This is a genomic window from Micromonospora nigra (assembly GCF_900091585.1).
In the GTDB taxonomy this organism is placed as follows: domain Bacteria; phylum Actinomycetota; class Actinomycetes; order Mycobacteriales; family Micromonosporaceae; genus Micromonospora; species Micromonospora nigra.
Genome location: NZ_FMHT01000003.1, coordinates 2790796 through 2816582, shown reverse-complemented (window position 1 = coordinate 2816582; position 25787 = coordinate 2790796). Strand labels below are relative to the sequence as shown.

The 25787-nt window shown below is 70.1% G+C and carries 21 protein-coding genes and 1 pseudogene; 16 read left to right on the top strand and 6 right to left on the bottom strand.

Going from position 1 to position 25787, the window contains the following annotated elements; translation table 11 throughout:
* Position 1 precedes the first annotated feature (1 nt).
* The 11 genes and pseudogenes from GA0070616_RS11805 to GA0070616_RS29440 form a co-directional block, all read left to right on the top strand.
* Positions 2-970: a Gfo/Idh/MocA family protein gene (locus GA0070616_RS11805; protein ID WP_091080875.1), complete on the top strand. Its 969-nt coding sequence runs from the start codon at positions 2-4 to the stop codon at positions 968-970.
* A 3-nt stretch (positions 971-973) separates the two neighbouring features.
* Positions 974-1801 carry an MBL fold metallo-hydrolase gene (locus GA0070616_RS11800; protein ID WP_091080871.1) on the top strand — a complete coding sequence of 276 codons (828 nt, stop codon included), beginning with the start codon at positions 974-976 and terminating at the stop codon, positions 1799-1801.
* Positions 1798-3282 (top strand): YcaO-like family protein, encoded by a 1485-nt coding sequence (locus GA0070616_RS11795; RefSeq protein WP_091080868.1) that lies wholly within the window; start codon positions 1798-1800, stop codon positions 3280-3282. The genes GA0070616_RS11800 and GA0070616_RS11795 overlap by 4 nt, the downstream gene beginning before the upstream one ends.
* Positions 3279-4160: a sugar phosphate isomerase/epimerase family protein gene (locus tag GA0070616_RS11790; RefSeq protein WP_091080866.1), complete on the top strand. Its 882-nt coding sequence runs from the start codon at positions 3279-3281 to the stop codon at positions 4158-4160. Before GA0070616_RS11795 ends, GA0070616_RS11790 begins: the two co-directional genes overlap by 4 nt.
* Positions 4157-5398 (top strand): glycosyltransferase family 4 protein, encoded by a 1242-nt coding sequence (locus tag GA0070616_RS11785; RefSeq protein ID WP_091080861.1) that lies wholly within the window; start codon positions 4157-4159, stop codon positions 5396-5398. Before GA0070616_RS11790 ends, GA0070616_RS11785 begins: the two co-directional genes overlap by 4 nt.
* Positions 5395-6183: a PIG-L deacetylase family protein gene (locus GA0070616_RS11780; protein ID WP_091080858.1), complete on the top strand. Its 789-nt coding sequence runs from the start codon at positions 5395-5397 to the stop codon at positions 6181-6183. The genes GA0070616_RS11785 and GA0070616_RS11780 overlap by 4 nt, the downstream gene beginning before the upstream one ends.
* A gap of 268 nt (positions 6184-6451) precedes the next feature.
* Positions 6452-8965 (top strand): helix-turn-helix transcriptional regulator, encoded by a 2514-nt coding sequence (locus GA0070616_RS11775; protein ID WP_139128882.1) that lies wholly within the window; start codon positions 6452-6454, stop codon positions 8963-8965.
* A gap of 205 nt (positions 8966-9170) precedes the next feature.
* Positions 9171-9839, top strand: coding sequence for a hypothetical protein (locus tag GA0070616_RS28085; RefSeq protein WP_175440053.1), 669 nt, complete (start codon positions 9171-9173; stop codon positions 9837-9839).
* A gap of 87 nt (positions 9840-9926) precedes the next feature.
* A complete protein-coding gene (locus GA0070616_RS11760) occupies positions 9927-10331 on the top strand; it encodes a hypothetical protein (RefSeq protein ID WP_091080842.1) in 405 nt (134 codons plus the stop codon).
* Positions 10332-10550: 219 nt separating this feature from the next.
* Positions 10551-10799, top strand: coding sequence for a hypothetical protein (locus GA0070616_RS11755; protein ID WP_091080838.1), 249 nt, complete (start codon positions 10551-10553; stop codon positions 10797-10799).
* Positions 10800-11110: 311 nt separating this feature from the next.
* Positions 11111-11355: pseudogene (locus GA0070616_RS29440) on the top strand (IS5 family transposase); the annotation flags it as partial.
* 22 nt (positions 11356-11377) lie between these two features.
* Here the strand turns inward: GA0070616_RS29440 and GA0070616_RS11745 are convergent.
* The 4 genes from GA0070616_RS11745 to GA0070616_RS11730 all read right to left on the bottom strand — a co-directional run bounded on the left by GA0070616_RS11745 (position 11378) and on the right by GA0070616_RS11730 (position 15290).
* Complete coding sequence (locus GA0070616_RS11745) at positions 11378-12289, bottom strand: transketolase family protein (RefSeq protein ID WP_091080834.1); 912 nt, start codon at positions 12287-12289, stop codon at positions 11378-11380.
* On the bottom strand, positions 12286-12936 hold the full coding sequence (locus GA0070616_RS11740; RefSeq protein ID WP_245712961.1) for a thiamine pyrophosphate-dependent enzyme: 651 nt from the start codon (positions 12934-12936) through the stop codon (positions 12286-12288). Before GA0070616_RS11740 ends, GA0070616_RS11745 begins: the two co-directional genes overlap by 4 nt.
* 186 nt (positions 12937-13122) lie before the next feature.
* Entirely contained in the window at positions 13123-13947 is an 825-nt protein-coding gene (locus GA0070616_RS11735) for a class I SAM-dependent methyltransferase (RefSeq protein ID WP_091080828.1), read from the bottom strand.
* Between the two features lie 29 nt (positions 13948-13976).
* The gene (locus tag GA0070616_RS11730; RefSeq protein WP_245712735.1) at positions 13977-15290 is read right to left on the bottom strand and encodes a helix-turn-helix transcriptional regulator; all 1314 of its coding nucleotides are present in this window, start codon (positions 15288-15290) and stop codon (positions 13977-13979) included.
* 800 nt (positions 15291-16090) lie between these two features.
* Here GA0070616_RS11730 and GA0070616_RS11725 point away from each other — a divergent pair.
* The gene (locus GA0070616_RS11725; RefSeq protein WP_091080824.1) at positions 16091-16879 is read left to right on the top strand and encodes a thioesterase II family protein; all 789 of its coding nucleotides are present in this window, start codon (positions 16091-16093) and stop codon (positions 16877-16879) included.
* A gap of 7 nt (positions 16880-16886) precedes the next feature.
* Positions 16887-18479, top strand: coding sequence for a bifunctional 3-(3-hydroxy-phenyl)propionate/3-hydroxycinnamic acid hydroxylase MhpA (gene mhpA, locus GA0070616_RS11720; RefSeq protein ID WP_091080821.1), 1593 nt, complete (start codon positions 16887-16889; stop codon positions 18477-18479).
* Between the two features lie 80 nt (positions 18480-18559).
* On the opposite strand, the gene GA0070616_RS11715 is transcribed toward mhpA, so the two are convergent.
* A complete protein-coding gene (locus GA0070616_RS11715) occupies positions 18560-19972 on the bottom strand; it encodes an NDP-hexose 2,3-dehydratase family protein (protein WP_425412992.1) in 1413 nt (470 codons plus the stop codon).
* A gap of 473 nt (positions 19973-20445) precedes the next feature.
* Here GA0070616_RS11715 and GA0070616_RS11710 point away from each other — a divergent pair, with 473 nt between their 5' ends.
* Together GA0070616_RS11710 and GA0070616_RS11705 are read left to right on the top strand one after the other, a co-directional pair.
* On the top strand, positions 20446-21462 hold the full coding sequence (locus tag GA0070616_RS11710) for a Gfo/Idh/MocA family protein (protein WP_091080817.1): 1017 nt from the start codon (positions 20446-20448) through the stop codon (positions 21460-21462).
* Complete coding sequence (locus GA0070616_RS11705; protein WP_091080812.1) at positions 21459-22787, top strand: aminotransferase family protein; 1329 nt, start codon at positions 21459-21461, stop codon at positions 22785-22787. The genes GA0070616_RS11710 and GA0070616_RS11705 overlap by 4 nt, the downstream gene beginning before the upstream one ends.
* Positions 22788-22995: 208 nt before the next feature.
* Here the strand turns inward: GA0070616_RS11705 and rfbH are convergent, their stop codons facing one another.
* Complete coding sequence (gene rfbH / locus GA0070616_RS11700) at positions 22996-24303, bottom strand: lipopolysaccharide biosynthesis protein RfbH (RefSeq protein ID WP_091080807.1); 1308 nt, start codon at positions 24301-24303, stop codon at positions 22996-22998.
* A gap of 354 nt (positions 24304-24657) precedes the next feature.
* Here rfbH and GA0070616_RS11695 point away from each other — a divergent pair, with 354 nt between their 5' ends.
* Positions 24658-25779, top strand: a complete 1122-nt coding sequence (locus tag GA0070616_RS11695) for a glycosyltransferase (protein ID WP_342672268.1) — start codon at positions 24658-24660, stop codon at positions 25777-25779.
* The last annotated feature ends 8 nt before the right edge of the window (positions 25780-25787 follow it).

The following is a 25787-nucleotide window of genomic DNA, read 5'->3' as shown; positions in this document are numbered from 1 at the left end:
GGTGGGGGTGGTGGGGTGCGGGTGGGTGGCCCGCGACCACGTCGCCCCGGCGATCCGGGCCGCCGGTGCCCGCCTCGTGGCGGCCTGCGACCGCGAGCCGGCGGCGGCGGACGCCCTTCGGCCGGACGTGCTGGCCACCGCCGACCTCGACGCTCTCCTCGACTGCCGCGACGTCGAGGCGGTCTACGTCGCCACCCCGACCGACACGCACGCCGACCTGGTCGCGGTGATCGCCAAGGCCGGCCTGCCCGTGCTCTGCGAGAAGCCCCTCGCGGCGACCGTGACCGACGCCCGCCGACTGGTCGCCGCCGCCGGTGGCACGCTCGCCGGTGCCGCCTTCGACCAGCGGTTCCACCCGGCGCACCGGGTCGTCGCCGACCTCGTGGCCAGCGGGGATCTCGGCACGGTGACGGCGGTGCGCATCGTCTACGGCTGCTGGCTGCCCCCGGACTGGACCCCGGACGGCCGCGCCCACGACAACTGGCGGATCGACCCGGCCCGCTCCGGCGGAGGCGCGCTGGCCGACCTCGCGCCGCACGGGGTGGACCTGGTCGGCGTGCTGCTCGGCGACGACCTGACCACGCTCACCGTGCTCACCCAGCGACGGGTGCACCCCTATCCGGTCGAGGACGGGGCGATGCTGAGCGGCACCACGGCGGGCGGGGTCCTCGTCTCGATGCACGTCAGCTTCAACACCGCAGACCGGCTGCCCCGCCGTCGCCTGGAGATCGTCGGTACCCGCGCCCAGCTCGTCGCCGTCGACACCATGGGCCAGACCGCGGGCGGCCGTCTCCGACGCCTCGACGCGGCCACCGGTGGCACCGCCGAGCTGCCGTTCGACACCCACACCAGCCCGTTCACCGCCCAGGTCGGTGCCTTCGGCGCGGCCGTGCGGGGCGCGCGGTGGCGCTGGCCGCTGGCCCGGGACCTGCGCCTGCACGAGCTGCTGCACACCGCCGGAGGGAGCTGACACATGCCGCTGCGGCCGTACGCGTGCGACAACTGCGGGCACTGGCAACGCTGGTTCGCCCCGCCACCGGGCTGCCCGGTCTGCACGGACGTACGCAACGCCCTGCCGGAGGACGGGTGGCTGTTCCATCCGGCCGACGAGGTGGCGGCCGGCCGGCAGGCCCGGTGGGCGGAGGTCGCCCCGGGGGTGACCGGCTACTGGTGCGAGCCGCAGCTCGGGCTGGGCAGCACCGGCTGGGTGGTCGAGACCGACGTCGGACTGGTCGGTTGGGAGGCCGCCGGCTGGTATCCCCCCGCCGCCCTGGCCGACCTGCGCCGCCGGGGCGGCCTGGTCGCGCTCGGCGCCAGTCACGTGCACGGCTACGGCGCGCTGTGGCAGTTGCAGGACGAGCTGGCCCCGCCGGTACTCGCCGTCGGCGTCGACGACCTGGTCTGGACCAAGGCGTTCCGGGTGACGTGGCCCGCCGACGACCGGCTCGACCTGGCGCCGGGGCTGGTGATGTACCGCAGCGGCGGTCACTTCCCCGGCCACAGCGTGTTGCACGACACCCGCCGGCGCATCCTCTTCGTCGGTGACCTGATCAAGGTGGAGCTGGCCGGTACGACTCCGGTGGGCCTGTCCTGCCACAAGGCGTACCACGCCCAGATCCCCCTGTCGCACGACGAGATCCGCCAGGCCCGTGCGCTGGTGGCGACGCTCGACTTCGACGCCGTCGCCACCCCGTTCGAGTACGCGGCCCCCGTCGGCCGCGAGCAGGTGCTCGCGCTGTTCGACCGGCAGCTGCGCGGGCAGCCGCTCGCCGGCCCGATCCCCATCGAGGAGCTGACATGACCCGAGCCCTGCGGCCCCGCACCGACACCGGCACCGCCGCGTCGGTGGCCGACCAGCTCGCCGGTGCCCTGCCGCCCGGCGAGGTCGGCGACTTCGACATCAGCGCCGTCGACCGGCTCGGAATGCCCGTGGTCGCCGCGGACCACCTCGGCGACGGTTGGCCGCGCGCCGCGGCCATCGGCTACGGGCCGACGGCCGAGCAGGCCCGGACCGGCGCGTACGGGGAACTGGTGGAGGACCTGCTGCTGCACCGCCACCTGCGGACGCTGGCCCCGCGGCGGGCCTCCTACCGTGAGCTGCTTCGGGCGGTCGGCCCGGACGGTGTGGTGGATCCCCGGTCCCTCGTGCTGACCGCCGGCACCGTCGTGGACGACGACCAGCCGCGGTCCTGGCTTCCCACGCTGCGCTGGCGCACCGGCGAGACCGTCCTCGTACCCGCCGAGTTCTGCGCCTCGTCGGACGGCGACCTGCCGTGGCAGGACCCGGCGGAGCGGCTGATCACCACCATCACCAACGGTTCCGGCGCGGGGGACACCGTCGAACGGGCGGTCGCGCACGGTCTGCTGGAACTGCTGCAACGCGACGGGAACACCACCGCCTTCCGGGCTATGGACCCCGGGGTGGTCATCGACCTCGACGACGTACGCGATCCGGTGACCCTGGCCACGCTGGCCCGGCTCCGGGCCGCCGGGATCGACGTGCTCCCGAAGCTCGCCGCCACCGACTTCGGGATGGTCGACGTGCACGTCGTGGGCGTCGACCGGGAGCCGGGCACGCCGCCGCTGGCGGTGACCGCGTGCGGCGAGGCGGCCCACCCGGACCGGGAGACCGCGCTACGCAAGGCGGTGCTGGAGTACGTCTCCTCCCGCGCCCGCAAGGTCTTCTCCCACAGTCAGCTCGACGTGTTGCGGCCGGTCGTGCCGGAGGCGTACTGGCGGCGGGAACTCGCCCGACCGCCCGTGCGGCAGGAGCCGCAGGCGCTGCGGGCGATGCGCGCCTGGACCCGGCTCAGCGGCACCGAACTGCGTGACCTGTTGGCGCCGGTGGTGCTGGCCGAGCGGACCCGGGTGCCGTTCTCCGCACTGCCCACCGTCGCGCCGGGCACGCTGGACGAACCGTCCGCGCTGCTGGCGGAGTTGCTGCACCGGCTCGCCGGGTTCGACGTGCTCGTCGTCGTGGCACCGGGGGAGGGGGCGGTCGCGGTCAAGGTGATCGTGCCGGGCCTGGAGGCGGAGACCATGTCGTACGGTCGGATCGGCGCGCGTGGGGTGGCGCGCCTGGTCGAGCGGGACTCGCCGCTGGTCGGGTCGGGGCCACCGCCGCGCGAGGGCACCGCGGCGGTCGTCCTCGACGCGGCTGGCCGGGACCGGCTCGGCGGTGCCGCGTGGCTGGACCTCGCCGGGGTGGCCCGTACCGTCGGACCGCTCTACCCGCTGTACCGGGAACCGACCCGGCACGCCGTCGTCCGGAGCGCCGCATGAGGCTGCGGTACGCCTACAACACCAACGGCCTGACCTCACACCGCCTCGACGACGCCCTCGCGTTGCTCGCCGACGCCGGCTACGACGGGGTCGCCCTCACCCTCGACGTGGCGCACCACGACCCGTACGCCCCCGACCTTGCCGGCCGCACGGCGCGGCTCGCCCGCCGCCTCGACCGGCTGGGCCTGGCCAGCGTCGTGGAGACCGGTGCCCGCTTCCTGCTCGACGCCCGCCGCAAGCACCACCCGACGCTGGTCAGCGCGGACGAGGCGGACCGCGCCCGGCGGCGGGCCTTCCTGCGCACCTGCGTCGACGTCGCCGCCGGGCTGGGCAGCGAGGCGGTCTCGTTCTGGGCCGGCGTTCCCGAGCCAGGCACGGACCGGGACCGCTGCTGGGGCTGGCTCGTCGACGGGGTGCGCGACGTGGTGGGCCACGCGGCCGGGCGGGGCGTGCGCTGCGCGTTCGAGCCCGAACCGGGCATGCTCGTCGACGACTGCGACGACTGGGCCCGGCTCGCCGCCGAGGTGCCGGGCCTGACCCTGGCCCTGGACACCGGGCACTGCCTGGTCTCCGGCCGGTACTCGCCGGCGGAGGCGGTGCGGGCCTTCGGCCCGGCGCTCGGCGCGTGCGCGGTGGAGGACATGCCCCGGGGGCGGCACGAACACCGGGCCCCGGGCGAGGGCGACATGGACTTCCCGGCGGTGCTCGGCGCGCTGACCGGGATCGGTTACACCGGGCTGGTCAGCCTGGAGTTGTCCCGCGACGCGCACCGGGCGGACACGCTGGTGCCCGCCGCGCTGGCGGCGTTGCGGGCGGCGGAGCGCCGGTACGCCGACGCGGCCGGTCCCGCCGGGGACCTGGAGGTGACCGTGCGATGAGGGTCTGCTTCGTCTCGCGCCGCTACTGGCCGGCGGTGTCCGGCATGAGCGCGTACGCGGAGAACCTGTTGCGGCATCTGGTGCGGGCCGGCCACGACGTCACGCTCGTCTCGCAGTACCGCGGCGACGCGGCCGGCCGCGCCGTCTACGGCGGCGGCCCTCCGCCGGCCGACCGGGTTCCGACCGGCGTCGCGGTGCACGCGCTCGAGGCGCACGGTGAGCAGGCGGTCGGCCGGGGCGGCCCCGCCGACTTCGAGGCGGACGTGGCCGCCATGACCGACACGGTGCTGCGACTGCACGCGCAACGCCCGTTCGACGTCCTGCACGCCCAGTACGCCTACCCGAACGGCCTGGCGGTGCTGCGGGCCGCCCGCGCCGCCGGCCTGCCCGCCGTGGTCTCGGTGCAGGGCGGCGACGGGCACTGGGTCGGCACCTGCTGCGACACCCACCGGCACCTGGTGCGGGCGGTCTTCGCGCACGCCCCGGCGCTGCTGATCGGCTCGGAGTCGTTCGCCGCCGACGTCTGTGCCCGGCACGATCTCGACCCGGCCCGGTTCACCGTCGTGCCGGGGGCCACCGACACCGAGCGGTTCGCGCCCACCCGACCGCCCGGCGAGGTCTCCGTGCCGCCGGTGGTGCTCTACCACGGCCGCATCGATGCCCGTAAGGGCGTGCTGGACCTGGTCGACGCGGTGGCGAAGCTGCGCGCCGACGCCACACCCGTGCGGCTGCTCATCTCCGGCATCGGCCCCGACGTCGACGCCACCGGGGCGCGGATCGCCGACCTGGGCCTGACCGGCGACGTCGAACTGCTCGGCGCCGTCGGCTACGAACGGGCCCACCAGGTGTACGCCCGCGGCGACATCTTCGTCAGCCCCACCTACGCCGAGGGGTTCTCCAACACCATCCTGGAGGCGATGGCGAGCGGACTGCCCGTGGTCTCCACCGACGTGGTGGGCGTACGCGACTGCGTACGCCCCGACGACAACGGTCTGCTCGTACCGGCCGGTGACCCGGCGGCCCTCGCCGCGGCGGTACGTCGACTGCTCGACGACGCCGCCCTGCGCCGTCGGCTCGCCGTCCGCGCCCGCCGCGACGTCGAGCGGGAGTGGAGCTGGCCGGTGATCGCCGGCCGGATCACCGCCGTCTACGACGGCCTGGGCGTCGGCGCACCGGAGATCGTCGATCCGCCGGTGGATCCGGAGTGCCGCTTCCGGGCCGCGCCGCACCTGCTGTGACCGGCCGTACCGGGCGGCGACACCGACCCCGCCGGGCCGTCGCGGTCAGTCCGCACCTCGACGACGCCGTCTTCTCCGTCGGCGGCACACTCGCCGCTCTCGTGGCCGCCGGCTGGTTCGTCGAGGTGCTCACCTGCTTCACCGCCTCCGTGCCGGACCCGGCACCGTTCGCCCTTTCCACCCAGCTCGACAAGGGCCTGCCGGCGCACGTCGACTACCTGGCGCTGCGCCGCGCCGAGGACGCGGCGGCGTGCCGCAGGCTGGGCGTCCGACCGGTGCACCTGCCGCTGCCGGAGGCGCCGCACCGTGGCTACGACAGTGCGCCGGAGCTGTTTGCCGGGGTCCGCCCCGACGATCCGGTCGGCGAGGCGCTGGTCGTCGCGCTGCGCCCGCGCCTGCTCGCCGCCGACCTGGTGCTCGCCCCGCAGGCGCTCGGCGGGCACGTCGACCATCGCGTCGTCGCCGAGGCGGTCGTCGCGTGCGTTCCGGATGCTCTGTGGTGGCGTGACGTGCCGTATGTCAGCCGGGCCCCGGACGAACGCCCGTGGCGGGCCGTGCCGCCGGGCGTGGAACAGGCCGTCGACATCCGTCCGTACCTCGATGTCAAGGTCGACGCCGCCGGTCGCTATCGCACCCAGCTCGACTTCCAGTTCGGCGGTCCCACGCGGGTCGGGCCGGCGTTGCACGCGCTGGCCGCCGCCGAGGCCGGGCGGCTGGCGGGTCGCGGCGCGGTCGAGGTGCTGTGGGGGCCGGCCGGACGCCTCGCGAGCACCGGCGTGGTCTGACGCCGGGCGACAGGCGACAGGCGCCGGAGGTCGGCGACGGGATCAGGGGTCGGGGTCGGCGGTGCCGCGTGTAGCCACGTCCGTGAGGGGCCGCAGGAGCACGCGTTGATGAGTGCTGCCGACGACCTGGTCCGCCCGCTGCAGGACCGGCCCCGTCCGGGTAGACCGGGAGACGCTGGCGCTCGGCTACCCCGGGGTACCACCGACCGCTGACCTGCGGGGACTGCGTAGACAGGCGACGTGACGTGAAAGCACTAGGCTCCACGTGGTGGACCTCCAAGCGCAGATCGACGCCGTCGCGGTGATGCGTTCGGAGTTGTCGTCGGGTCGTTCGGTGCTCCTGACGGGCGAAGCGGGGTCCGGCCGCACCGCTGTGCTGGAGCAGCTCCGCGGCGAGATGACCGACAGCGGGCGGTCGGTGGTGCTGGTGCGTGGGGCCGACGCGGTCGCCGAGCTGCCCCTGGTCGCCTTTGCCGAGGTCATCGCCGACCATGGGATCGTCGGTGCCGCGCCCTTGACGATCTACACCAACCTTCCTGTTCGGGTTCGGTCGCGGGGGACGATCGTGTTGGTCGACGACGCCGACGCTCTGGATCGTGCGTCGGCGGTGCTGCTCGGCCAACTGGCGAGGGCAGGAACGCTGGTGGCGGTCGCGGTGACCTCCCCCGACGATCTGCCGAAGTCGGTGCTCGACGAGGTGACCCACGGCCGATGGGGACGCGTCGATCTTGCTCCGCTGGGCTCCGACGATGTTCTGCGAGTGGCAGCGGAACTGGTCGGCGACGAGCTCGCCGCACGGTCGGCGGCGATGTTGGTGTCCCTCGCCGAGGGGCATCTGTCGACGGTCGTCGAGCAGGTGGCTGCCGCGGGTGTCCTGGGCCACGGTCCCGCCGGCATCGAGCTGGGCGACCCCGTGGCGACACCGGCGCTGCGTCGACGTGCCGAGGAGGCGACCCGCGGCGTGGGTCCGGAGGCGTACGCCGCGTTGGAGCGTCTCGCCCTGGCACCCGCGCTCCCTGTCGGTCTGTTCCCCGGTCCGGTGGTCGCCGACCTGGTGGCGGTGGGTCTGGTCGCGGTGGAGGGCACGTCGATCCGCCAGACCAGACCGCTGGTGGGCTTGGCGCTGCGGTCGCGGTGGTCGACGTCGGAGCGTGCCGAGCGGCAGGGCCAGTTGGCCGACGCTCTCGGTGGATGGCCGGCCTGGAGCGGTACGTCGCTGCTGATGGCGGTGCGGGCGGGCCGTCGGATCAGTGATGATCTCCTTCTGGACGCAGCCGATGTCGCGTTGGCTGCCGCCAGGAACCAGGAGGTCCAGGAGTTCCTGGACGCCCTGCGCACGTCGTCTCCGCGCGAGCGCCTGTTGCGGGGCGCGGTCGCCGCAGCGGAGGGTGAGACAGCCACGGCAGAGCAGTTCCTGCGTGAGATCGATCTCGCCGCGGTGAGCGACTCCCTGCGGGTACGCATCGGGCAGGAGTGGGGGCTCGCCCTGGCCGTGCGCGGTGGCGACCCGCAGCGCGCTGTTCGTCAGGTCACGGCGGTGCTCTCCACGATCAGCAACTCCGTCGTGGGACGGGTTCTCGAGACTGATCTCGTCAAGTGGCGCCTCATGGCGGGTGAGCGGGCCGCCGATGTCGAGGTCTCCCCGACGTCGGACGATCCTCGGGTCCGACTCAACGAGGCCGTGATCGGTGCCATGCTGGCGAGTCTCGGCAGGACGGCGCCGGAGGTGCTCGCGTACGTGGACGCCGGTCGAGCCCTGCTGTCCGAGATCGACGAGGTGCCCGGTTCCATCCCTGATCTCCTGACGTTGTCGGAGTACCTGGGTGTCGCGTTCGACGGTCGGGTCGCGGAGGCGGAGCGCCTTGCGTCGCGTCATCGTGACCGTGCGGCACGGGAAGCCGACCCGTCGTTGGGCATGTGGGAGTTCGCGGCGGCAGAACTCGCCCTGCACCGCGGGGACCTGACCCAGGCGGAGGCGTTGGCCAGACGCGCGACCCGGCACCTCGCCTGGCGGGACTTCACCGGCCTGCAGTCAGCCGCTGTCGCGCTGATGGCAGCCGTCAACGCCCGTCGGGGCCGCCTCGGCGCGGCCGAGGACCTGATCGGGGACATCACCGACGCGCACACGGCTGACGTCAAGGTCGCACTGCACGTGGCACGCACCCGGGCCGAGCGGGCGCTTCGGTCCCGTCGCCGCACCGAGGCCGCCGACCTGCTGTCGGACGCCGGTCGTACCGCGCTCGCGCATGCCCACCTGCACCTCGCGTTGATGGCTCTGGACGAGGCGTTCATGCTCGATCCAGCCGACGACCGCGCTCGTGCCGTGATCGACCAGAGGGGGCTGTCGCCGCTCGCGGCGGTGCTTGCACGCCGGGTCGAAGCGGTTCTCGGGGGTACCGCGACCGAACTCGCTCTCAGCGTCGACGAGTTGGACGAGATGGGCCTCGTCGGGCGGGCCGCTCACGCGGCGCACCTGGTAGCCCGGACACACAGCCGAGCCGGCGGCCTGGCCACAGCGCAGAAGTGGCGATCGCGAGCGATCCTGCTCACCACCCGCTGCGGCACGGCCTGGCCGCCCGCCCGCGACGGAGGCGCACTGTCACCCCGCGAGCTCGACATCGCCCGCCGGGCCGCCCGGCGGGAACGCAGCCGTGAGATCGGGGCAGAGCTGGGTCTTTCGGCGCGTACCGTCGAGAACCATCTGGCCCGCATCTACCGCAAGCTCGGCATCGCGGGACGGGACGGCCTCGCCGACGAGATGCTCGGCGAGAACTTCGCGTAGGGTGACCGGACCCTGCTTCCGCGTCTCTAGGTAGAACCTACTCAGCGCACGGCGGACCGTTCTGCGCTTTCATGACCACGGCCGACAGCCGCAGGCTCGCGCACCGTCCTCCCGGTCGCCTACCCGGTTCTCGCGCCTCGATCCGTGGCAGACAGGGAAGTGACACATCATGCGCCTCACCGCCGCTCGCATACTCCGTACCTCCGTGGCCTTCGGGCTCCTCGTGGCACTGGCCGCCTGCGACGGGAATTCAGCAGGGACGACGGCGGACGGCTCCCCCGCCACCCGGGCGCCCGCCGACGCCTCCGCCTCCGCCGCCTCCGCCTCCTCCGCCGCCGCCTCCTCCTCCTCCGACGCCCAGCAGCCGAGCTGGGAGGACGAGACCGATCCGGAACGGCGGCTCCAGGGGTGCCTCGTCGGGACGTTCGTCCTGGACCGGGACGCGTGGTCTGCCGGCATCACCGCGCTCCTGGAGCGGGATCTCTCGTCGGTCAGAGTCGAGGACTCCGGGAAGGTGACCTTCGAGTTGAAGGCTGACCGGACCTACACGCTGACCGCGGACGACAGCCGCACCGTCTCGTTTGGCAGCAGCCCCGGTGGCGACATTCGTTGGGTCCTGGGCTTCGACGGCACCGAGTCCGGCACCTGGACGGCGCGTGCGGGCCAACTGGCCCTGAAGACCGGCTCCGGGGGACGACTCGCGGCCGACAACGAGATGTCCATCGACGGCCAGCAGCTCCCGACCAACGCCCTCCCGGTCAGCGGGACCCCGTGGTCGCAGAAGCTGACCACGAAGTGCGATTCCGACGGCTTCGTCGCGACCCCGGCGGGCGAACCGGACGCCGTGAAGATCGTCCTCACTCGACTCGGCTGAAACCGTCAGCCAGTCCTCACCGCGTTCGCCACCCCGATCCCCGTTCGTCCCTGAGCTCGACCTCGCCCGAACCGGAAGGCACAAAACATGACAACCTCGCCTCGACGGCTGGCCGGATGCGGCCTGGCAGCCGTCGCCACGCTGCTCCTGACAGCCTGCGGTGACGACTCACCGCCCGCTGACACCCGCTCCGGAAGCGTCTCCTCACCTACGGAGGCGGCGACGTCCGGTTCACCGGGATCGGACGCGAACTCGGAGATCAAATCCGACCTCGACAAACTCGGCTTCGCGATCCAGACCGCACTCGGCGAGGGCACGACCTACGGCGTGGACGGCTCGAAGCTCCGAGTGAAGATCAACGACAAGTTCACCCAGTACCTGTCCACCGAGTGCACGTCGGTGGAACTGGCGGCAAGCTCGGTGACGTTGCCGCCCGGTTCCGTGGTCGAGATCGAGTATGCCGACGGCCACGTGGAGGTCTGCGATGTCTGAGCGTGGAGCGCGGCGGCGGATGGCTTGTGCGGGGAGCATCGCGCTGGTCCTCCTCCTGACCGGGTGTGGCTCCGCTGGCGCTGGTGACGGTGCCGGGAAAGCACCGGCTACCTCCGCGAGCAGCGGGGACACCGCTTCCGCGAGCGGCGGCGACACCGCCGGGGCCGACGGCTCCGGTGTCGAACTCCCGGCGAGCTACCCCACCGACGAGGTCCCCTCGTGGCGGGCACCATCGTCTCGGCCGACGTGATCCCGGGCAAGGGCTGGAACGTGGTCCTGACCCCGGAGACGTCGCTCGACAAGGTAGCCGACGAGGCCGGCGCGTTGGTGAAGGCCACGGGGTTCACGCAGCACACGCAGGCCCGCTCGAAGCCCGACAACCGCGGCTACCGCAACGACAAGTACGAGATCTTCATCAATCGCCAGGACTCGGACGGCACGGTGTCGTACACGGTCTTCACGCGCTGATCACCCCGCCGCGTCGGTCGAACCGCTGCGGTGATCCCGCTACTGGGATCACTGCCTCTCTCGGGCGTACGGAGAGGTCGGGCCGACTCGATGGCCTCGTTCACGGCCGGCGGGTGGGTACTCACCGCGGTGCAGACCTTGGCCGACGCGCCGGGCGGATCACCGGGGACGTGTCGGTGGACTCGACCAGCGCCCGCGCCCACCGACACGCGGCCGGGGCGGGGAGAGGGGATCCGCAGGCCGAGGCACCTGGTGGCGTCAGCGTCGAGCCTGCTGATCACGCGCTCGGCCGGTCCCCGCGGTGGGTTGACCTGTGCCGGCGCGGGATCGCCGCGACGATCCCGCGCAAGCTCGACCAGGACGCCCACCGACGGGCCAAGGGGTCCGAGGGCGGCCGGCCTCCGACCTTCGACCCGCACCTCCACCAGCAGCGACACGCCGTGGAGTGCGGCGTCAACCGGCTCAGACGCCACCGCGCCGTGGCCACCCGATCCGACAGGCTGGCCGTCCGCTACGAAGCCACCATCCCCTCGCCGCCACCAACGAATGGCTATGACCGACTTCGACACACGCTCCGGCTAGCGGATGAACTGGCTGATCGACCTCGCCAGACCTTCGGCGTCCAGGCCGTGCAGCCGGTCATGGTCCGCGGCCTTGCCGTAGGCACGTACCTCCTCGTCGCGCCGTACCCCGTGCGACCGGAGCCGGTGCGGTACGTCAGCAAGCGCCTCGGCCACCTCGTGTGCCGAGGTGCCCCGCAGGTACGGCTCGACCACCACCACGTTCGCCCGCGCGTCGGCCACCGCCGCCCGTAGGCCGGCGTGGTCGAACGGCCGGATCGTGGCGGCGTAGAGCACCGTCACATCCGCCGTGGACGTCGCGGCGAGAACGTCGTCCAGAACCGGTCCCACCGCCACCACCACGCCGGCGGTGCCCCGGCGTAGCACGGTGAAACCGTTCAGGACGGGCGCCGCCTCGCGGTTGGCCTTGTCGGACAGCCGCAGATAGATCCGCCCGTCACCGGACAGGGCGTCTCGCATCAGCTTCTCGGCCTCGTCCTCGTGCCCCGGGACATGTACGGTCCAGCCGGGCAGCGTGTCGAACAGGGCGACGTCACCGGGCGCCTGATGTGTCCGGCCCCGTGCCAGGTCGTCGTAGGAGCCGCCGATGCTGACCAGCACGGCACCGACGTCCTGGTGGCCGAGGTCGAGCTTGATCTGCTCGAACGGACGCTCGACCAGGAACGGGGTGTAGGTGTGTACCACCGGTCGGAAACCGTTCAACGCGAAGCCGCCGGCCATGCCGATCATCGCCTGCTCGCGGATCCCGACGTTGATCACTCGATCCGGGTACGTGGCTCGCGCCTCGTCGAACGACCATGACGAGATGTCCGCGGTCAACAGGACCAGCTTCTCGTCGGTGGCCAGCGACTCGATCACGGTGTCGACGAAGACGGAGCGCATCAGCTTCCTGTCCACCTGGGTGCTCATGCTGCGCTCCCTTCCCCGATCTTGCGAATCTCCGCGACCACGGCCTGTGGCCGTCCGTCGGGTGCCTGGGTGAGTGCTCGGTAAAGCTCGTCGTGGTCGCGCCCGTCCACCGTGTCGGCGCGCCATCCTTCCACCTCGAAGCGCTTGGCGATGCCGTCGGGCCAACCAAGGCTCGCCGAGCGGTTGTCGATCACGATCGTGGTTAGGCGATCGAGCCCGAGACGACCGGCGATCGCGATGGCCTCGTTGTTGCTGCCCTCGTCGAGCTCGCCGTCCCCGATCAGCACCACCACGCGGGCGCGCCGCCGCTCGGCACGTAGCGCGAGTGCGGTCCCCACACCGAGTGGGATCCCGTGTCCGAGCGAGCCGCTGCTGATCTCCACGCCGGGCACCAGCACCCGGTCGGGATGCAGACCGAGCGGTGAGCCCAGTTGCGTCCAGGTGTCCAGCGTTTCCGGGGCGATGAAGCCCTTCGCGGCGAGCATGGCGTAGTAGGCCATCGGCCCGTGGCCCTTGGAGAGGAAGAACCGATCCCGGTCCGGGTCGTCGATGTTGTCCGGCGAGATGTTGAGCACGCGGTCGTAGAGCACCCAGATGGCGTTCAGCGTCGACGCTGCCGCCCACATGTGCTTCTCGTCTCCGACCATCCTGGCGAAAAGGCCTCGTAACGTCTCTTCTGTCGTCTGCATGGTCCCACCTGGGAGTTATCGATACTGGAGAAAGTGCTGTGCTTCCCGCTGCACCGGATGGTGCTGGCTTACCTGGTGTGGTTCCAGTTCGGCCATCGACTGGCCGTGATCTTTTTCGGGCCACCGCCAGCGGATCGGCGATGATCAGGCGGGCTTGCGGGCAGTCAGGAGCAGGTACCCCAACGCTGGCTCCTCGCTGAATGCACGGAACCTGGCGAGCGTGAGGTCGAACTGCTCCGCCCCGATGTGTGGCACGGCCTGTTCCCGCAGGGCGGCGAACCGCTCTGCCGCCTTGATCCAGGACAGCCGGGTGTGTTTGCTGACGTCCTCTGTGGCATCGGTCACGAGTCCGGCCTCGTGGATCATCGCCACGTAGTCGTCAATTCCAACGACCGACAGGACACCCTTGCTGGCCTCGTTGACCCGGGCGGCACCGGCTGCGTAACCGTCGGCACTCGGCAGGAGCATGAAATCACCGATGGCCAACCGTCCGCCGGGCCGCAGCACCCGGGCGGCCTGCCGGATAACGTGGGCCCGATCCGGCATGTGGTGTAGGGACTCCAGCGCCCAGACGATGTCGAACGACTCATCCGGGAATGGCAGGTCCATCGCGTCGCCGTACTGGAAGGAAAGTCGGTCGGCCAACCCGGCGGATACGGCGCGGCCATTTGCCCGCTCCACCTGTCGTTTACTGATCGAGACTCCGACGACTACGATCCTGTGCGTTTTGGCCAGCCTGATTGCCGGCTCACCGATGCCGCAACCGAGATCGAGCAGACGATCGCCCGGTTCGATGGTCAGCAGTTCGGCAAGTTTGTCGGTCAGCCGGTTGGCGGCGTCCTCCACCGACACGTCGTCGGACGCGTCATCCCAGTAGCCGTGGTGCAGATTTTCACCCCAGAGCTGGTCGAGCAGATCCGCGAGTGTGTCATAGCCGCGGCCAATTTCATCAGGCGTCGGCTTCTTCATCAATGTCCCTCCACGATCGTTCCTCAATCCTAGGGCTCGTGCCGCCACTGCATCGCTTTCCATTTGGCCGCCAATTCGACACGCGACGTGAGGTTCATCTTCTGATAAACCTTCTTGAGGTGGAACGCGACCGTGTGCCGAGAGATGAACAACTGCCGGCCGACCTCGTTGTTGGTGTATCCCTGACTCACCAGTTCCGCGACCGCGAACTCTGTGTTGGTGAGGCCGTGCGGCAGGTGGCCCTCACGTTCCACGGTCCGGCTCACGCCCCGGCGCACGCCGTAGTTGCGCAGCTTGTTCGCTACCCGAGAGGCATCACGCGCGGCACCGACCGCGGTGTAGGTCGAAAGAGCCGATTCGAGGGTACTGATCACGTTGTTACGTTCAGACCGTCGCTTGGACAACAACCCGGCCAGGTCCTCCCGTACGGACGCCCCGCACCACCGGTCGAGATAGGTGTTCGCCGCCTCGTGCAATTTGCCGGCGTCCTCCTCCAGCAGCCCGGCGGCATGCAACGCCGCCCCCCGAAGGACGCTGAACTCCGGCTGTTCCTCCGACGTGGCACAGGCGGCCCTCACCGCCGTTTCCGCCACGTCATCGGCGCCCAACGCCCGAGCTGCGCGAACCAGCCACGAGGCTGCCGCCGGCTCGGACACGAGAAGCTGGTGCAGGACGACGTCGTTGGCGACGATGCCAGCGACGAGATCCGCTGCGCGGTCCACCCCACCCCGAGCCTCGGCGGCCTGAGCGGTCACCCAGGCCCCCGCAGCCTGACCGAAGTAGCCCAGCAGCGCCTCACCAGTCAGCTTGTCCACATAGTGCAGGCAGGTTCTCATGTCCGCTCGGCGGAGTGCGGCCGTTGCCATCACCACGTAACCGGTGGGTAGCAGTGACCGGGCGTCGTGGCCCTCCGCAAGCCGCAAACCGGCGTCCACCTCTGCCAGGCCCTCGTCGACGCAGCCCATGACGAACAGCAACTCGCCTCGGATGATCAACGATGTGGCAGTCATCAGTTGTGACTCCGACCTGTCCCTGCGATTTCCGAGGAGGTCGATCGCTTGCAGGGCGGTCCCGAAGTCTCTGGCCTTGGTCAGTAGCGCTATGTGCCAGAAAGGAGTCAGCTCACAGAACTCGTGACCCTCCTCGCATCCACGTGCGGCTGCCGCCGCGGCATATCGCAGTCCCGCGTCGAGTCGTCCGCTGTACCACGCCAGTGCGGAGCGGCGAAAAAGGCTGGCGGTCTTACAGGAACTCGACAGTCGATCGTCCGTGTTCCCGACAAAAGGTTGCTGCGGAAAAGACCTCTGCAATGTGTTGCGTTTTCGGTCCCAGGGAATCTTCATGACGGCAAGTGTCGGCGTTAATGAGGTCGACAAGAGTCCCCCTATTGTGTCCCCGGATAGATGCCTTCTCGACCATTGCTCTGAGTAGTCATCTCGTCACTGACACTACTACCGGCGCGGCCTCCCGTCCAGTGCAGATTGCAAGAACCTTCCTTGTGGGCATCTCCGCTGGTCACGGCTCCGCGCGTTGCTGAAATCATGCAGATGGACAGCGGAGGAACCTGATGTGATATAGGACTCGATCTATGGCAAACGGCGGGTGTTGGCGTTTCCGCTGCGTTCGTGTAGGCGCAGGGCCCCGGCCCGAGGATCTTCAGGCAGGTCGAACCCTCGGGGGCTGACGCACCGCGGCGCGAGGACGCATGCACCGGCAGCGTATCCCTCGTTCTGACTGTTCCGACCGCGTCGCCAACCGCCGCTGCCGGCCCCAAAGCCCGGACCGGGGCGTGCGGGTCACGGCCCTACCAGGTTGAGGGGTGCTGGCAGGTCACTGCGTCTCTATCGTGGGCGAAGAGGGCCGCCGCACGCCCGCCTTGGCCAGCAGTTCGCCGGCTGCTTGACATGGAGGAAAGAAGCACATGCCGTGACCCTCGGTAACAGGTCGACGGACCCGATGCCCGGGACTTCGGCCGACCCCTGCCGTCCGGGGCTGCGCGAGGACAAGTGAGCGGAATCGCACTGGTCCTCGACGGGAAGCCGGGCCAGCGGGTGGCTGAAGAAACTTCCGCTCATCGAGGACCATCGTCGTCGTGTCGTGAGAATCACACCGCCACGGACAGTTCCGTGAAAGGAATCTGGTTGTGCCGCAATCTGCGGAGCACGTCGAGAAGTGGCTGCGTCGGTTCCACCCGGCGCCAGACTGTGTGGCCCGGCTGGTGTGCCTGCCCCATGCCGGTGGCTCGGCGAGCTTCTTCCACCCGGTGTCCAAGGCCCTCGCTCCCACGGTGGAGGTCCTGTCCACCCAGTACCCGGGCCGTCAGGAGCGGCGTCAGGAGCCGCCCGTCGACAACATCCCCGACCTGGCGGACCAGATCTTCGACGCGCTGCGTCACCTGCACGATCGTCCCCTGGCACTGTTCGGACACAGCATGGGCGCGGTCCTCGCCTACGAGGTGGCGTTGCGGATGCGGGACGCCGGCATGCCCGCGCCGGCGCACCTCTTCGCCTCCGGTCGACGGGCCCCCTGCCGTTACCGCGACGAACGGGTGCGCGACCTCACGGATGCGCGGATCGTGGCCGAACTCCGCACCCTGAACGGCACCCAACCGGCCATGCTGGCCGACCCGGAGCTGCTGCAGATGATCCTGCCGGCCGTCCGCAGCGACTACCACGCCATCGAGACGTACCGCCACGACCCCGACCGCGCACTGGACTGCCCGGTCACGGTCCTCACCGGCGACAGCGACCCCCGCGTGTCCCTGGACGAAGCCCGCGCGTGGGCCGAGCACACCACCGGGCCGATGACGCTCAAGGTGCTCCCAGGGGGGCACTTCTTCCTCGTCGACCAGAGCGAGGCCGTGATCGCGATCGTGGCACGCGAACTGCTGGACAGTCCCTATCCCAGTCCTCCAAGCAGCGCGAACCTGTGAGGTTTCCTTGACGGACGCGGACATCGTCATCGTGGGTAACGGGCCGATCGGTGCCACCCTGTCGGTGCTGCTCGCCCAACAGGGCTGGCGGGTCACCGTGCTCGAACGCCGTCCCCGGCCGTATCGGCTCCCCCGGGCCACCAGTTTCGACGGCGAAACCGCGCGCCTGCTGGCCACCACCGGGATAGGCCCGGAACTCGGCCGGATCACGGATCCGGCCAGCGGCTACCAGTGGCGCACCGCAGCCGGCGAGACGCTGCTTGACATCGAGTTCAGAACCACCGGCCCGTACGGCTGGCCGGACGCGAACACCATGCACCAGCCGGCCCTTGAGGAACTCCTCGCGGCCCGGGCGGCCACGCTTCCCAGTCTGCGGGTGCTACGGGGACACGAGGTGACGGGCATCAACGACAGCGATGAGCTGGTGGACGTGCTCGCCACCGACGAGGACGGCGCGACGCGGACCCTCTCTGCCCGGTGGGTCGTGGGATGCGACGGCGCCAACAGCTTCGTCCGGAACCACCTCGAAGTCCCCGTCACCGATCTCGGATTCTCCTACGAGTGGCTGCTCTGCGACGTCGAGCTTCACGAGCCGCGTGAGTTCGTTCCCACCAACGTGCAGATCTGCGACCCGGCGAGGCCCACCACCCAGGTGGGCAGCGGGCCCGGGCGGCGACGCTGGGAGTTCATGCGACTGCCCGGCGAGAGCACTGCCGCACTGAACAGGGACGAGACGGCGTGGCGTCTGCTGGCGCCCTTCGGCGTCACCCCGGACGACGCCACCCTGCTGCGCAGCACCACGTACATCTTTCAGGCCAGGTGGGCCGACCAGTGGCGGATCGGTCACGTGCTGCTGGCCGGTGACGCCGCCCATCTCATGCCGCCCTTCGCCGGTCAGGGCATGTGCTCCGGCATTCGGGACGTCGTCAACCTGGCGTGGAAGCTCGACCTCACCCTGCGCGGACTGGCGACGGACTCCCTCCTTGACTCCTACGTCGAGGAACGCCGCGCGCAGGCCAAGGAGGCGATCCTGGCGTCGGTCCAGTTGGGTCGGGTGATCTGTGTGACGGACCCAGCGGCGGCCGCCGAACGGGACGTGACCGTGCTGGCCAACCGCCGCGGAAGGCCACCGGCTCAGCCGGATCCGGCGAAGCCGCTCTCGGGTGGGCTGCTGCACCGGCGGACCGCGACGGACCCGGCCAGGCCACCGGCGGGTGCGGTCGTACCGCAGGGACGCGTGATGCGGGGTTCCGACACCGGGCTGTTCGACGACGTCGTCGGCCGGGGCTTCGTCCTGCTGACCACCGAGGATCCGCACCGCATCCTCGACGAGGACCGGTTGTCCATCCTCGCCGAGATCGACGCGCACGTCGTGCGGCTGCTGCCGCCCGGAGACGCGTCGAAGCACGGTGTGGTCGACGTGGATGACGTCTACCGTCCATACCTGGCGCAGTTCGGGGTGACCTGCCTGCTCATCCGTCCCGACTACCATGTCTTCGGCGCGGCGAGCAGCCCGGACGAGGCCAGGGACCTGGTCGACGACCTGCGGTGCCAGCTGGGCGCGCCCGCGTCAGCCGGCGCGCTGCCGCGCGGCCGCTGACCCGGAACAGGGATCGGGGCCGCTACTCGCCTGGTGGATGCGGGAGGTGGAGCCGCGCGGCCCGGCCTCCCGCTTCTCCGTCACAGACGTTGGGTCAGGCTTCGCATGCTGGCCATGAGACTGCGCAGCTCCACCGTCAGGTAGTTGCTGTGTGGCAGCAGCGACGTGAGTTGGTGCAGTGTGGCCCACCGGTACCGGTCGTCGTCGGACTCGGTGAAGTCGTCCTCGACCTCGATCACCAGGTATCGGTTCTGCGCGTGGTGGAACCGGCCGCCCTCCTCGGAGTGCAGGACGTCCAGGCGTACGCGGTGCGCGGGTGCAGCCAACGCATGGTCGAGGTAGGTGGGGCGGTGCTCCATCGGCACGTCGGCGTAGTTGCCCGGCTGGCAGTGCACGGTGGCGGTCAACTCGGCGATGTTGAGCATGCCCGCGTCGCTACGAGCCTGGACAAGGGCGTGCAACGTGCCGCCGATCCGCTTGACCAGCAGGGCGAGCAGACCGGGTTGCCTGGGGGCCAACAGTGGCTGCGTCCACGCGGTGACCTCACGGTTGCTCGCCTGTACGGCCACCGCGATGATGTCGAAGTACTTTCCGTCCCGGTGGTTGATGGAGTCGGGGCCGACCCGCCAGCCGTCCTCGGTGAGGTGCTTGAGCGACACCCGGCGCTGCACCAGTTCCTGCTGGGCGCGCACCTCGGTGAGCCAGCTGAGGATCTCCCCGGTGTCGTGCACGGCCCTGCTTCGACCGGCCGACGAACGCAGGACCGCGTGGGTGAACGAATCGTCGCCGGCGTCCTGCTTGCTCGGCTCTGACAGCGACGGCGGGATGCAGGACAGCACCGTCCTCGAATCCATGTTCATCATGTGGTCCAGCAACAGCAGGCGGCGGATCTGGTCGAGCGTGAGCCAGCAGAAGTCCTCGTCGAGTGGTACGTCGTCGTCGGTCTCGACGACGAGGTTGCGGTTGCGTTTGTGCAGGAACCACGACCCCTGCTCGGACTGCAGACCGTCGAACAGCACCCGGCCGCGGGAGCCCGGCCGGAAGTAGTCCAGGTACTTGGTGTCCGCGCCACCGTGCACCCTCATGTAGTTGCTGCGGGTGGCCTGCACGGTTGGAGAGATCTGGAGACCGTTGATGTTGCCCGGCTCCATCTTGGCCTGCATCAGGCAGTGGGGCACGCCGTCGAACCGCTTGACGAGGATTCCGAGCACCCCGATCTCCGGCTGCACGATGATCGGCTGGCCCCACTCGCTCATCCATGGCCGGTTGGTCCGGACCCGCAGGCCCTCGATGGAGAAGAATCGCCCGGTCTCGTGGACGAGGTTGCCCGTCTCCGGGTCGAAGTCCCACCCGCGCAGTTCCGCGAACGGAATCTGTTCGACCTGGAAACTGTTCGCACGGGTTCGCGCGTTGAACCAGGAGTGGAAGTCCGACATGGACATCGCACCGTTCTCGGCCGAGGCGGTGAGGGGCTCGTACCACGTCGTGTCGATGGCCGCAGCCTGGGCGGTCGAGCTTTCGATCACGTGAACCCCCTGATGTCGTGCCTACTCGCCGGGGTGCGCCGACCCGCGACCGGTAGCTGACGGTGAGCTGTCACCCGTCCGGTCAGGTCCCGGGTGCTGCGGCTTCTCCTGAGGTACGAGGCGAGCGAGTCAACCTTCCCGACTGGTCGGCCGACTGGACACGGCTGGCTCGTTGGGCTGATGGTCTGGTCCGTACGTTAGGGCGGGGCAGTGCGCCGAGGCATCCCTCGTGTTGATGGCATCGCCGACGTCCGGCGCCATATCAGACCAGGGGATGCCGATCGCTCCACGCCTGTCCTACTGTCCAGGAGGCCGTGCCGGTGGCGGGCTCGGCACGAGCTCACCAGCTGCGGACCTGTTACCGGCCGGCTCCGGTCGCCAGGTTCACGTTCCGGCGTGGACGGCTGCTGGCCTGCCTCTGTGTCAGGGAAGGAGACCTGGTGACGCCCGTGCACATCGGGATCATGGGCTGCGCGAGCGTCGCCCGGCGGAAGGTCCTCCCCGCCATGGCGGCCCTTCCGGGAATCGAGATCGCCGCGATAGCCAGCCGGGATCCCGACAAGGCCGCGGAGGCTGCCCGAGCTCACGGCTGTCGCGCGGTCAAGGGTTACGAGGCGCTCCTGGATCTTGACGAGGTCGAAGCCGTCTACGTTCCGCTACCGAACGCACTGCACGCCGCCTGGATCGACCACGCCCTGAGCGCCGGCAAGCATGTGCTCGCCGAGAAGCCCATGACGACCAGCGCGTCCCGGACGGGTGGACTGATCGCCAAGGCACGGGCCCGCCGTCTGGTGCTCATGGAGAACGTCATGTTCCCGCACCACCGCCAGCACGCTGTGGTCAGGGGCCAACTGGAGGACGGCGCGATCGGTGACCTGCGCGCCTTCCACGCCTCATTCGGCGTGCCGAGGCGCCCGGCCGATGATGTCCGCTACAGCGCCGAACTCGGCGGCGGCGCACTCATGGACGCCGGGGTCTATCCGGTACGCGCAGCGATGTCCTTCCTGGGCAGCGACCTGACGGTGCTTTCGGCGGTGCTGACCCACCGCCACGGCCAGCACGTCGACTCCGCCGGGCATGCTCTGCTGCACAGCTCCGGTGGTGTGGGAGCGCAGCTGACCTTCGGCCTCGACCATTCCTACCGGTCCAGTTACGAGCTGTGGGGCAGCGCGGGACGAATCGTCGTCGAGCATGCTTTCACCCCACCCGCCGACCACGTACCGGTGATACGGCTGGAGCGGAGCTCGGGCGTTCAGGAGATCCGGCTGACCCCCGACGACCAGGTGGCGAACTCGGTCAGCGCCTTCGCGACGGCGGTTCGCTCGGGGCGGTTCCCCGACAGTGGCGGGACGCTGCAGCAGGCGGCCCTCATCGAGGACATCGGCGCCAGAGCGAGGCGCTGTGTCGATCACACCCCCGGGCTGGCGGACACCATCCAGACGAAGGAGTTGTCATGAGTACGAAGAACGCTGCGGGGGCGTCGCAGCTCCTGGCCGCGCGGCTGCAGATCCCGCCGATCGCCTACACCCACGCCTACGGATCGTGGATCTTCTCCTCGGACGGGCAGCGCTATCTCGACGGGTCCAGTGGGATCATCAACGTGAACATCGGCCACGCCCATCCCCAGGTGGTCGAGGCACTGAGGGACCAGGCGGGCATCTGCACGTACGCCAGTGCGGGATCGCTGGTGGCCAGCCACATGGAGCAGTTGGCCGCCGCTACGGCGAGGGCCGTGCACAGGCCGCACGACCGCGTGATGTTCACCCCCACCGGCACGCACGCCAACGAGGCCGCCATCGCGCTGGCCCGACTGGCGCAGCGCTCACGGGGTGAGACGAGCCGCCACAAGGTGCTGACGGCGTCGCTGGGCTACCACGGCAACAGCGCGTTCGTGCTCGCCCTGTCCGGTCACCGCTCACGACGGCCGCACGAGGACGACAGCTTCGGCATCAGTCCCGCCTTCGATCCGCCGTACCCCGGCCAGCATGTCGGATGCCCGTTCCCCGCCTGCCGGGTCGAATGCGCGCAGGCCGTGCGCGAGGCCATCGTCGCGGCTGGTCCTCAGAGCGTCGCGGCGGTACTGATGGAACCGGTCAACGGCACCACCGGAGGCGGGTACGTTCCGCCGGCCGGATATCTGCGGGCGGTCCGCGAGATCTGCGACGAGTACGGCGTCCTGGTCATTCACGACGAGGTCCTCACCGGTCTGGGCCGCACCGGCCTTCCGCTGGGGTCGCACCACACGCCGGATGCGGAAGCGCACATCGTGACGCTGTCGAAGGGGCTCGGAGCGGGGTTCATTCCCCTGGCTGCGACGATGATCTCGCCGGACCTGGCCGACGCGATCCTGTCGAGTGGCAGGTGGCTGCCGCTGATGGGCACGATGTCGGCGACTCCGTTGCAGGCACGGGTGGGGCTCGCGGTGCTGTCGGTCCTGGACGAGATCGGTGCTCTTGACCGTGACCAGGTACGCGGCGCGGTGGTGGGTCAGATCCTGGCCGAGGCGACGCGGGACGTTCCGGTGGTGACGGATGTGCGTGGCCTCGGCTACTTCTACGGCATCGAACTGGCCCCGGGCACCGTCGGCGACGCTCTGAAGATCACCAGGAGCAACGGCCTGTTGCTGTACCCGTTCGTCGGGTACGGCAGAGACGGCAGTGGAGAGGGCCTGCTGGTGGCCCCGCCGCTGAATGCCACCGATGCCGACCTCGACTTTCTCGGTCAAGCGCTGAGCACGTCGCTTGTTCAGCTCCGCGAGCGCGTGAGTTCACCGGTCGGATGACGGCGCTGGCCCGTTCCGGCGGGCCGGCGCCTCCGGTGTCTCGCCTACCCGGCGTCGTAGCCTGACCCGGGCAGCTTCCGCAGCCCGCGAGGTTCGTCGGGCAGCTCCGGGTCGGCGAGCACCTTCTTGTCGGCACCGTTGTGCGGGCGACCGACCGGCCGGCCGGAACGGCCAGCTTACGGCGGGCACGCCGAGGGCAACCGCTCGGTCAGTGCGAGGCGACGAACTCCTTGAGCGTGCCGATGACGTAATCGATCATCTCCGGGGTGATCCCCGGATAGACGCCGATCCAGAAGGTCCGCTCGGTCACCACATCGCTGTTGGCCAGCGAGCCGACGACGCGTTGCGGCCGGCCGATGTAGGCCGGGTGACGGGTCAGGTTGCCCGCGAACAGCCGCCGGGTGCGGATGTTGTGGCTCTCCAGATAGCCGACGACATCCGGGACGTCGAAGCCCGCGTCCGGCAGCACCGTGATGATGAAGCCGAACCAGCTCGGGTCGCTGCCCGGGGTCGGCTCGGGCAGCAGAAGGCCGGGCAGGCCGTCCAGGCCCTCCCGCAGCTGACGCCAGTTGCGCTTGCGTGCCTCGATGAAGTCGGGCAGCTTGGCCAACTGGCTGAGCCCGAGTGCGGCCTGGATGTCGGTGCTCTTGAGGTTGTACCCGACCTCGGAGAAGACGTACTTGTGGTCGTAGGTCTCCGGGAGTGTGCCGAGTTGCAGTTCGAACCGCTTCAGGCAGCGGTCGTCCTCGCCGGGCTCGCACCAGCAGTCGCGGCCCCAGTCACGGAACGACTTGGCCAGCTTGGCCAGCTTGATGTCCGAGGACAGCAGCATGCCGCCCTCTCCCATGGTCAGGTGGTGCGCCGGGTAGAACGACACCGTGGAGAACCGGCCGAAGGTGCCGGTGAGCCTGCCGTTGTAGGTCGAGCCCACGGCGTCGCAGTTGTCCTCGATGAGGTGGCAGCCATGCCGCGCGGCCAGCTCGGCGATCTCCGCGACCGGGAACGGGTTGCCCAACGTGTGGGCGATCATGATCCCGCGGGTACGTGGGGAGATTGCCTCCTCGACACGCTCCGCCGTCGTGTTGTACGTGCCGAGTTCGATGTCGACGAACACGGGAACGAGGCCGTTCTGCAGGATCGGATTCACCGTGGTCGGAAATCCGGCGGCGACGGTGATGATCTCGTCGCCCGGCCTGAGCCGGTCGTCGCCCAGTTCGGTCGAGGTCAGCGTGCTGAGCGCCAGCAGGTTCGCCGAAGACCCGGAGTTGGTCAGCACCGCCTTACGCCGCTTGAGCGTCCTGGCGAGGGACGACTCGAACTTCGCTGTGATCCCGCCGGAGGCGATCCGCAGGTCAAGCGCGGCGGCCACCAGGGCCTCCCGGTCGTCAGCGTCCAGTACCGCCCCGGACGACAGGATCGGCGTCTTGCCCGGGACGAACGGCGCCGGCTCCGGATCCTGGGCGGCGTGGTAGCCGCGGACCAGTTCCAGCAGCTGCGATCGGGCTGAATCGACCATTGCGTATCCCCTACGGTCGAGTGCGGGCTGTCGCTGTGTCGTGCCCTGGATTCGGATTGGCGTCGGTCGTCGCCCTGATCCCGTTTCACGGCATAACCGTCGTACCTGGCTGATCTCTGGAAAGGAGACTAGAAGTGCCACGGCGAATGGGCATCCCCCAACGTGGTAGGCGACGTCGGGCAGCCCACCAGAACTACCCAGCTGAGCGATGGCCCCGGCCGGTGGTTTCGGCAAGCTGAATCGGTACGCGCCTGGAGGTGCGCCCTTTCCAGGGCTCGGCTCCGCCCGAGAACTTCACGACCGCTGGAGGACGACTTGCGGGTTCTTATTCTCGCCGGGATTGCCCCGTCGACGGTGTTCAGTCACGTTCCGCTCGGAACGGCTCTGCGCAACGCGGGACATCAGGTCATGATGACCGTCTCGCTCGATGAGCTGATCCCCGTCGTCGCGGGGGTCGGGCTTCCCGTCGTGCGGATCACCGACCCCAATGTCTCCGCGCGGGAGATCATCGCGCGTGACAGCCGGTTGATGCAGATCCCGGAGGACCCCATCGCGCGCGAGCAGCAGTCGGGCCGTTGGTATGCGCGACTGGAGGCGGTGACCCTCGACGCTCTGCAGGCGTTCACCCAGGACTGGCACCCGGACGTCATCATCGGCGGCATGTCCTCCTACGCCGCCCCGCTGCTGGCGAAGCGCCTCGGTGTGCCCTACGTACGCCACGCGTGGGACATCCACGACCCGAAGCTGCTGGATCTCGGCGCGACGGAGGAACTCCAGGCGGAGCTGGCGGAGCTGGGCCTGGACAGCCTCCCCGAGCCGGACATGATGATCGAGATCACGCCGCCGAGCCTGCGTCCGTCCGGGGCGTCGTCCGCGCAGATGATGCGGTGGATTCCGGGCAACACCCAGTGCCGGCTGGAATCGTGGATGTACAAGCGCGGCGCGGGTGCCCGGATCGGCGTGACCATCGGGACGGGCGTGGCGAGCTACAACCAGTACGACTTCCTCCAGGCCATCGTCGAGAACGTCAAGGCGGTGGATGCGGAGGTGGTGGTGCCGGTCACGGACGACGCGCTCGTCGTCCTGAAGGATCGGTTGACGGACGTCCGGGCGGCCTGGGTCCCCCTGGACATCCTCGCGCCCACCTGCGATGTCCTCGTCCACCAGACGGGCGGCAGCACCATGATGACGGCCCTCAGTTACGGGGTGCCCCAGGTGCTGATTCCCGACCCCAGCCTGCACCGCGCGAACGCGATGGCCCGCCGCCTCGTGGAGGCGGGCGCTGCAATCTCGCTCACCCCGGAGCAAGCCACGAGCGAAGCCATCGCGAAGAGCTGCCAGGAGATCATCTCTGATCCCAGGTACGCTGCGGCCGCGGGTGCTCTCGCGGAGGAGATCGCCACCCTGCCACTGCCGAGTGAGGTGGCCCGCCGCGTCGAGTGGGTCGTCCACGAGTACGCCGGACGACACGACTGAGCTGTCCG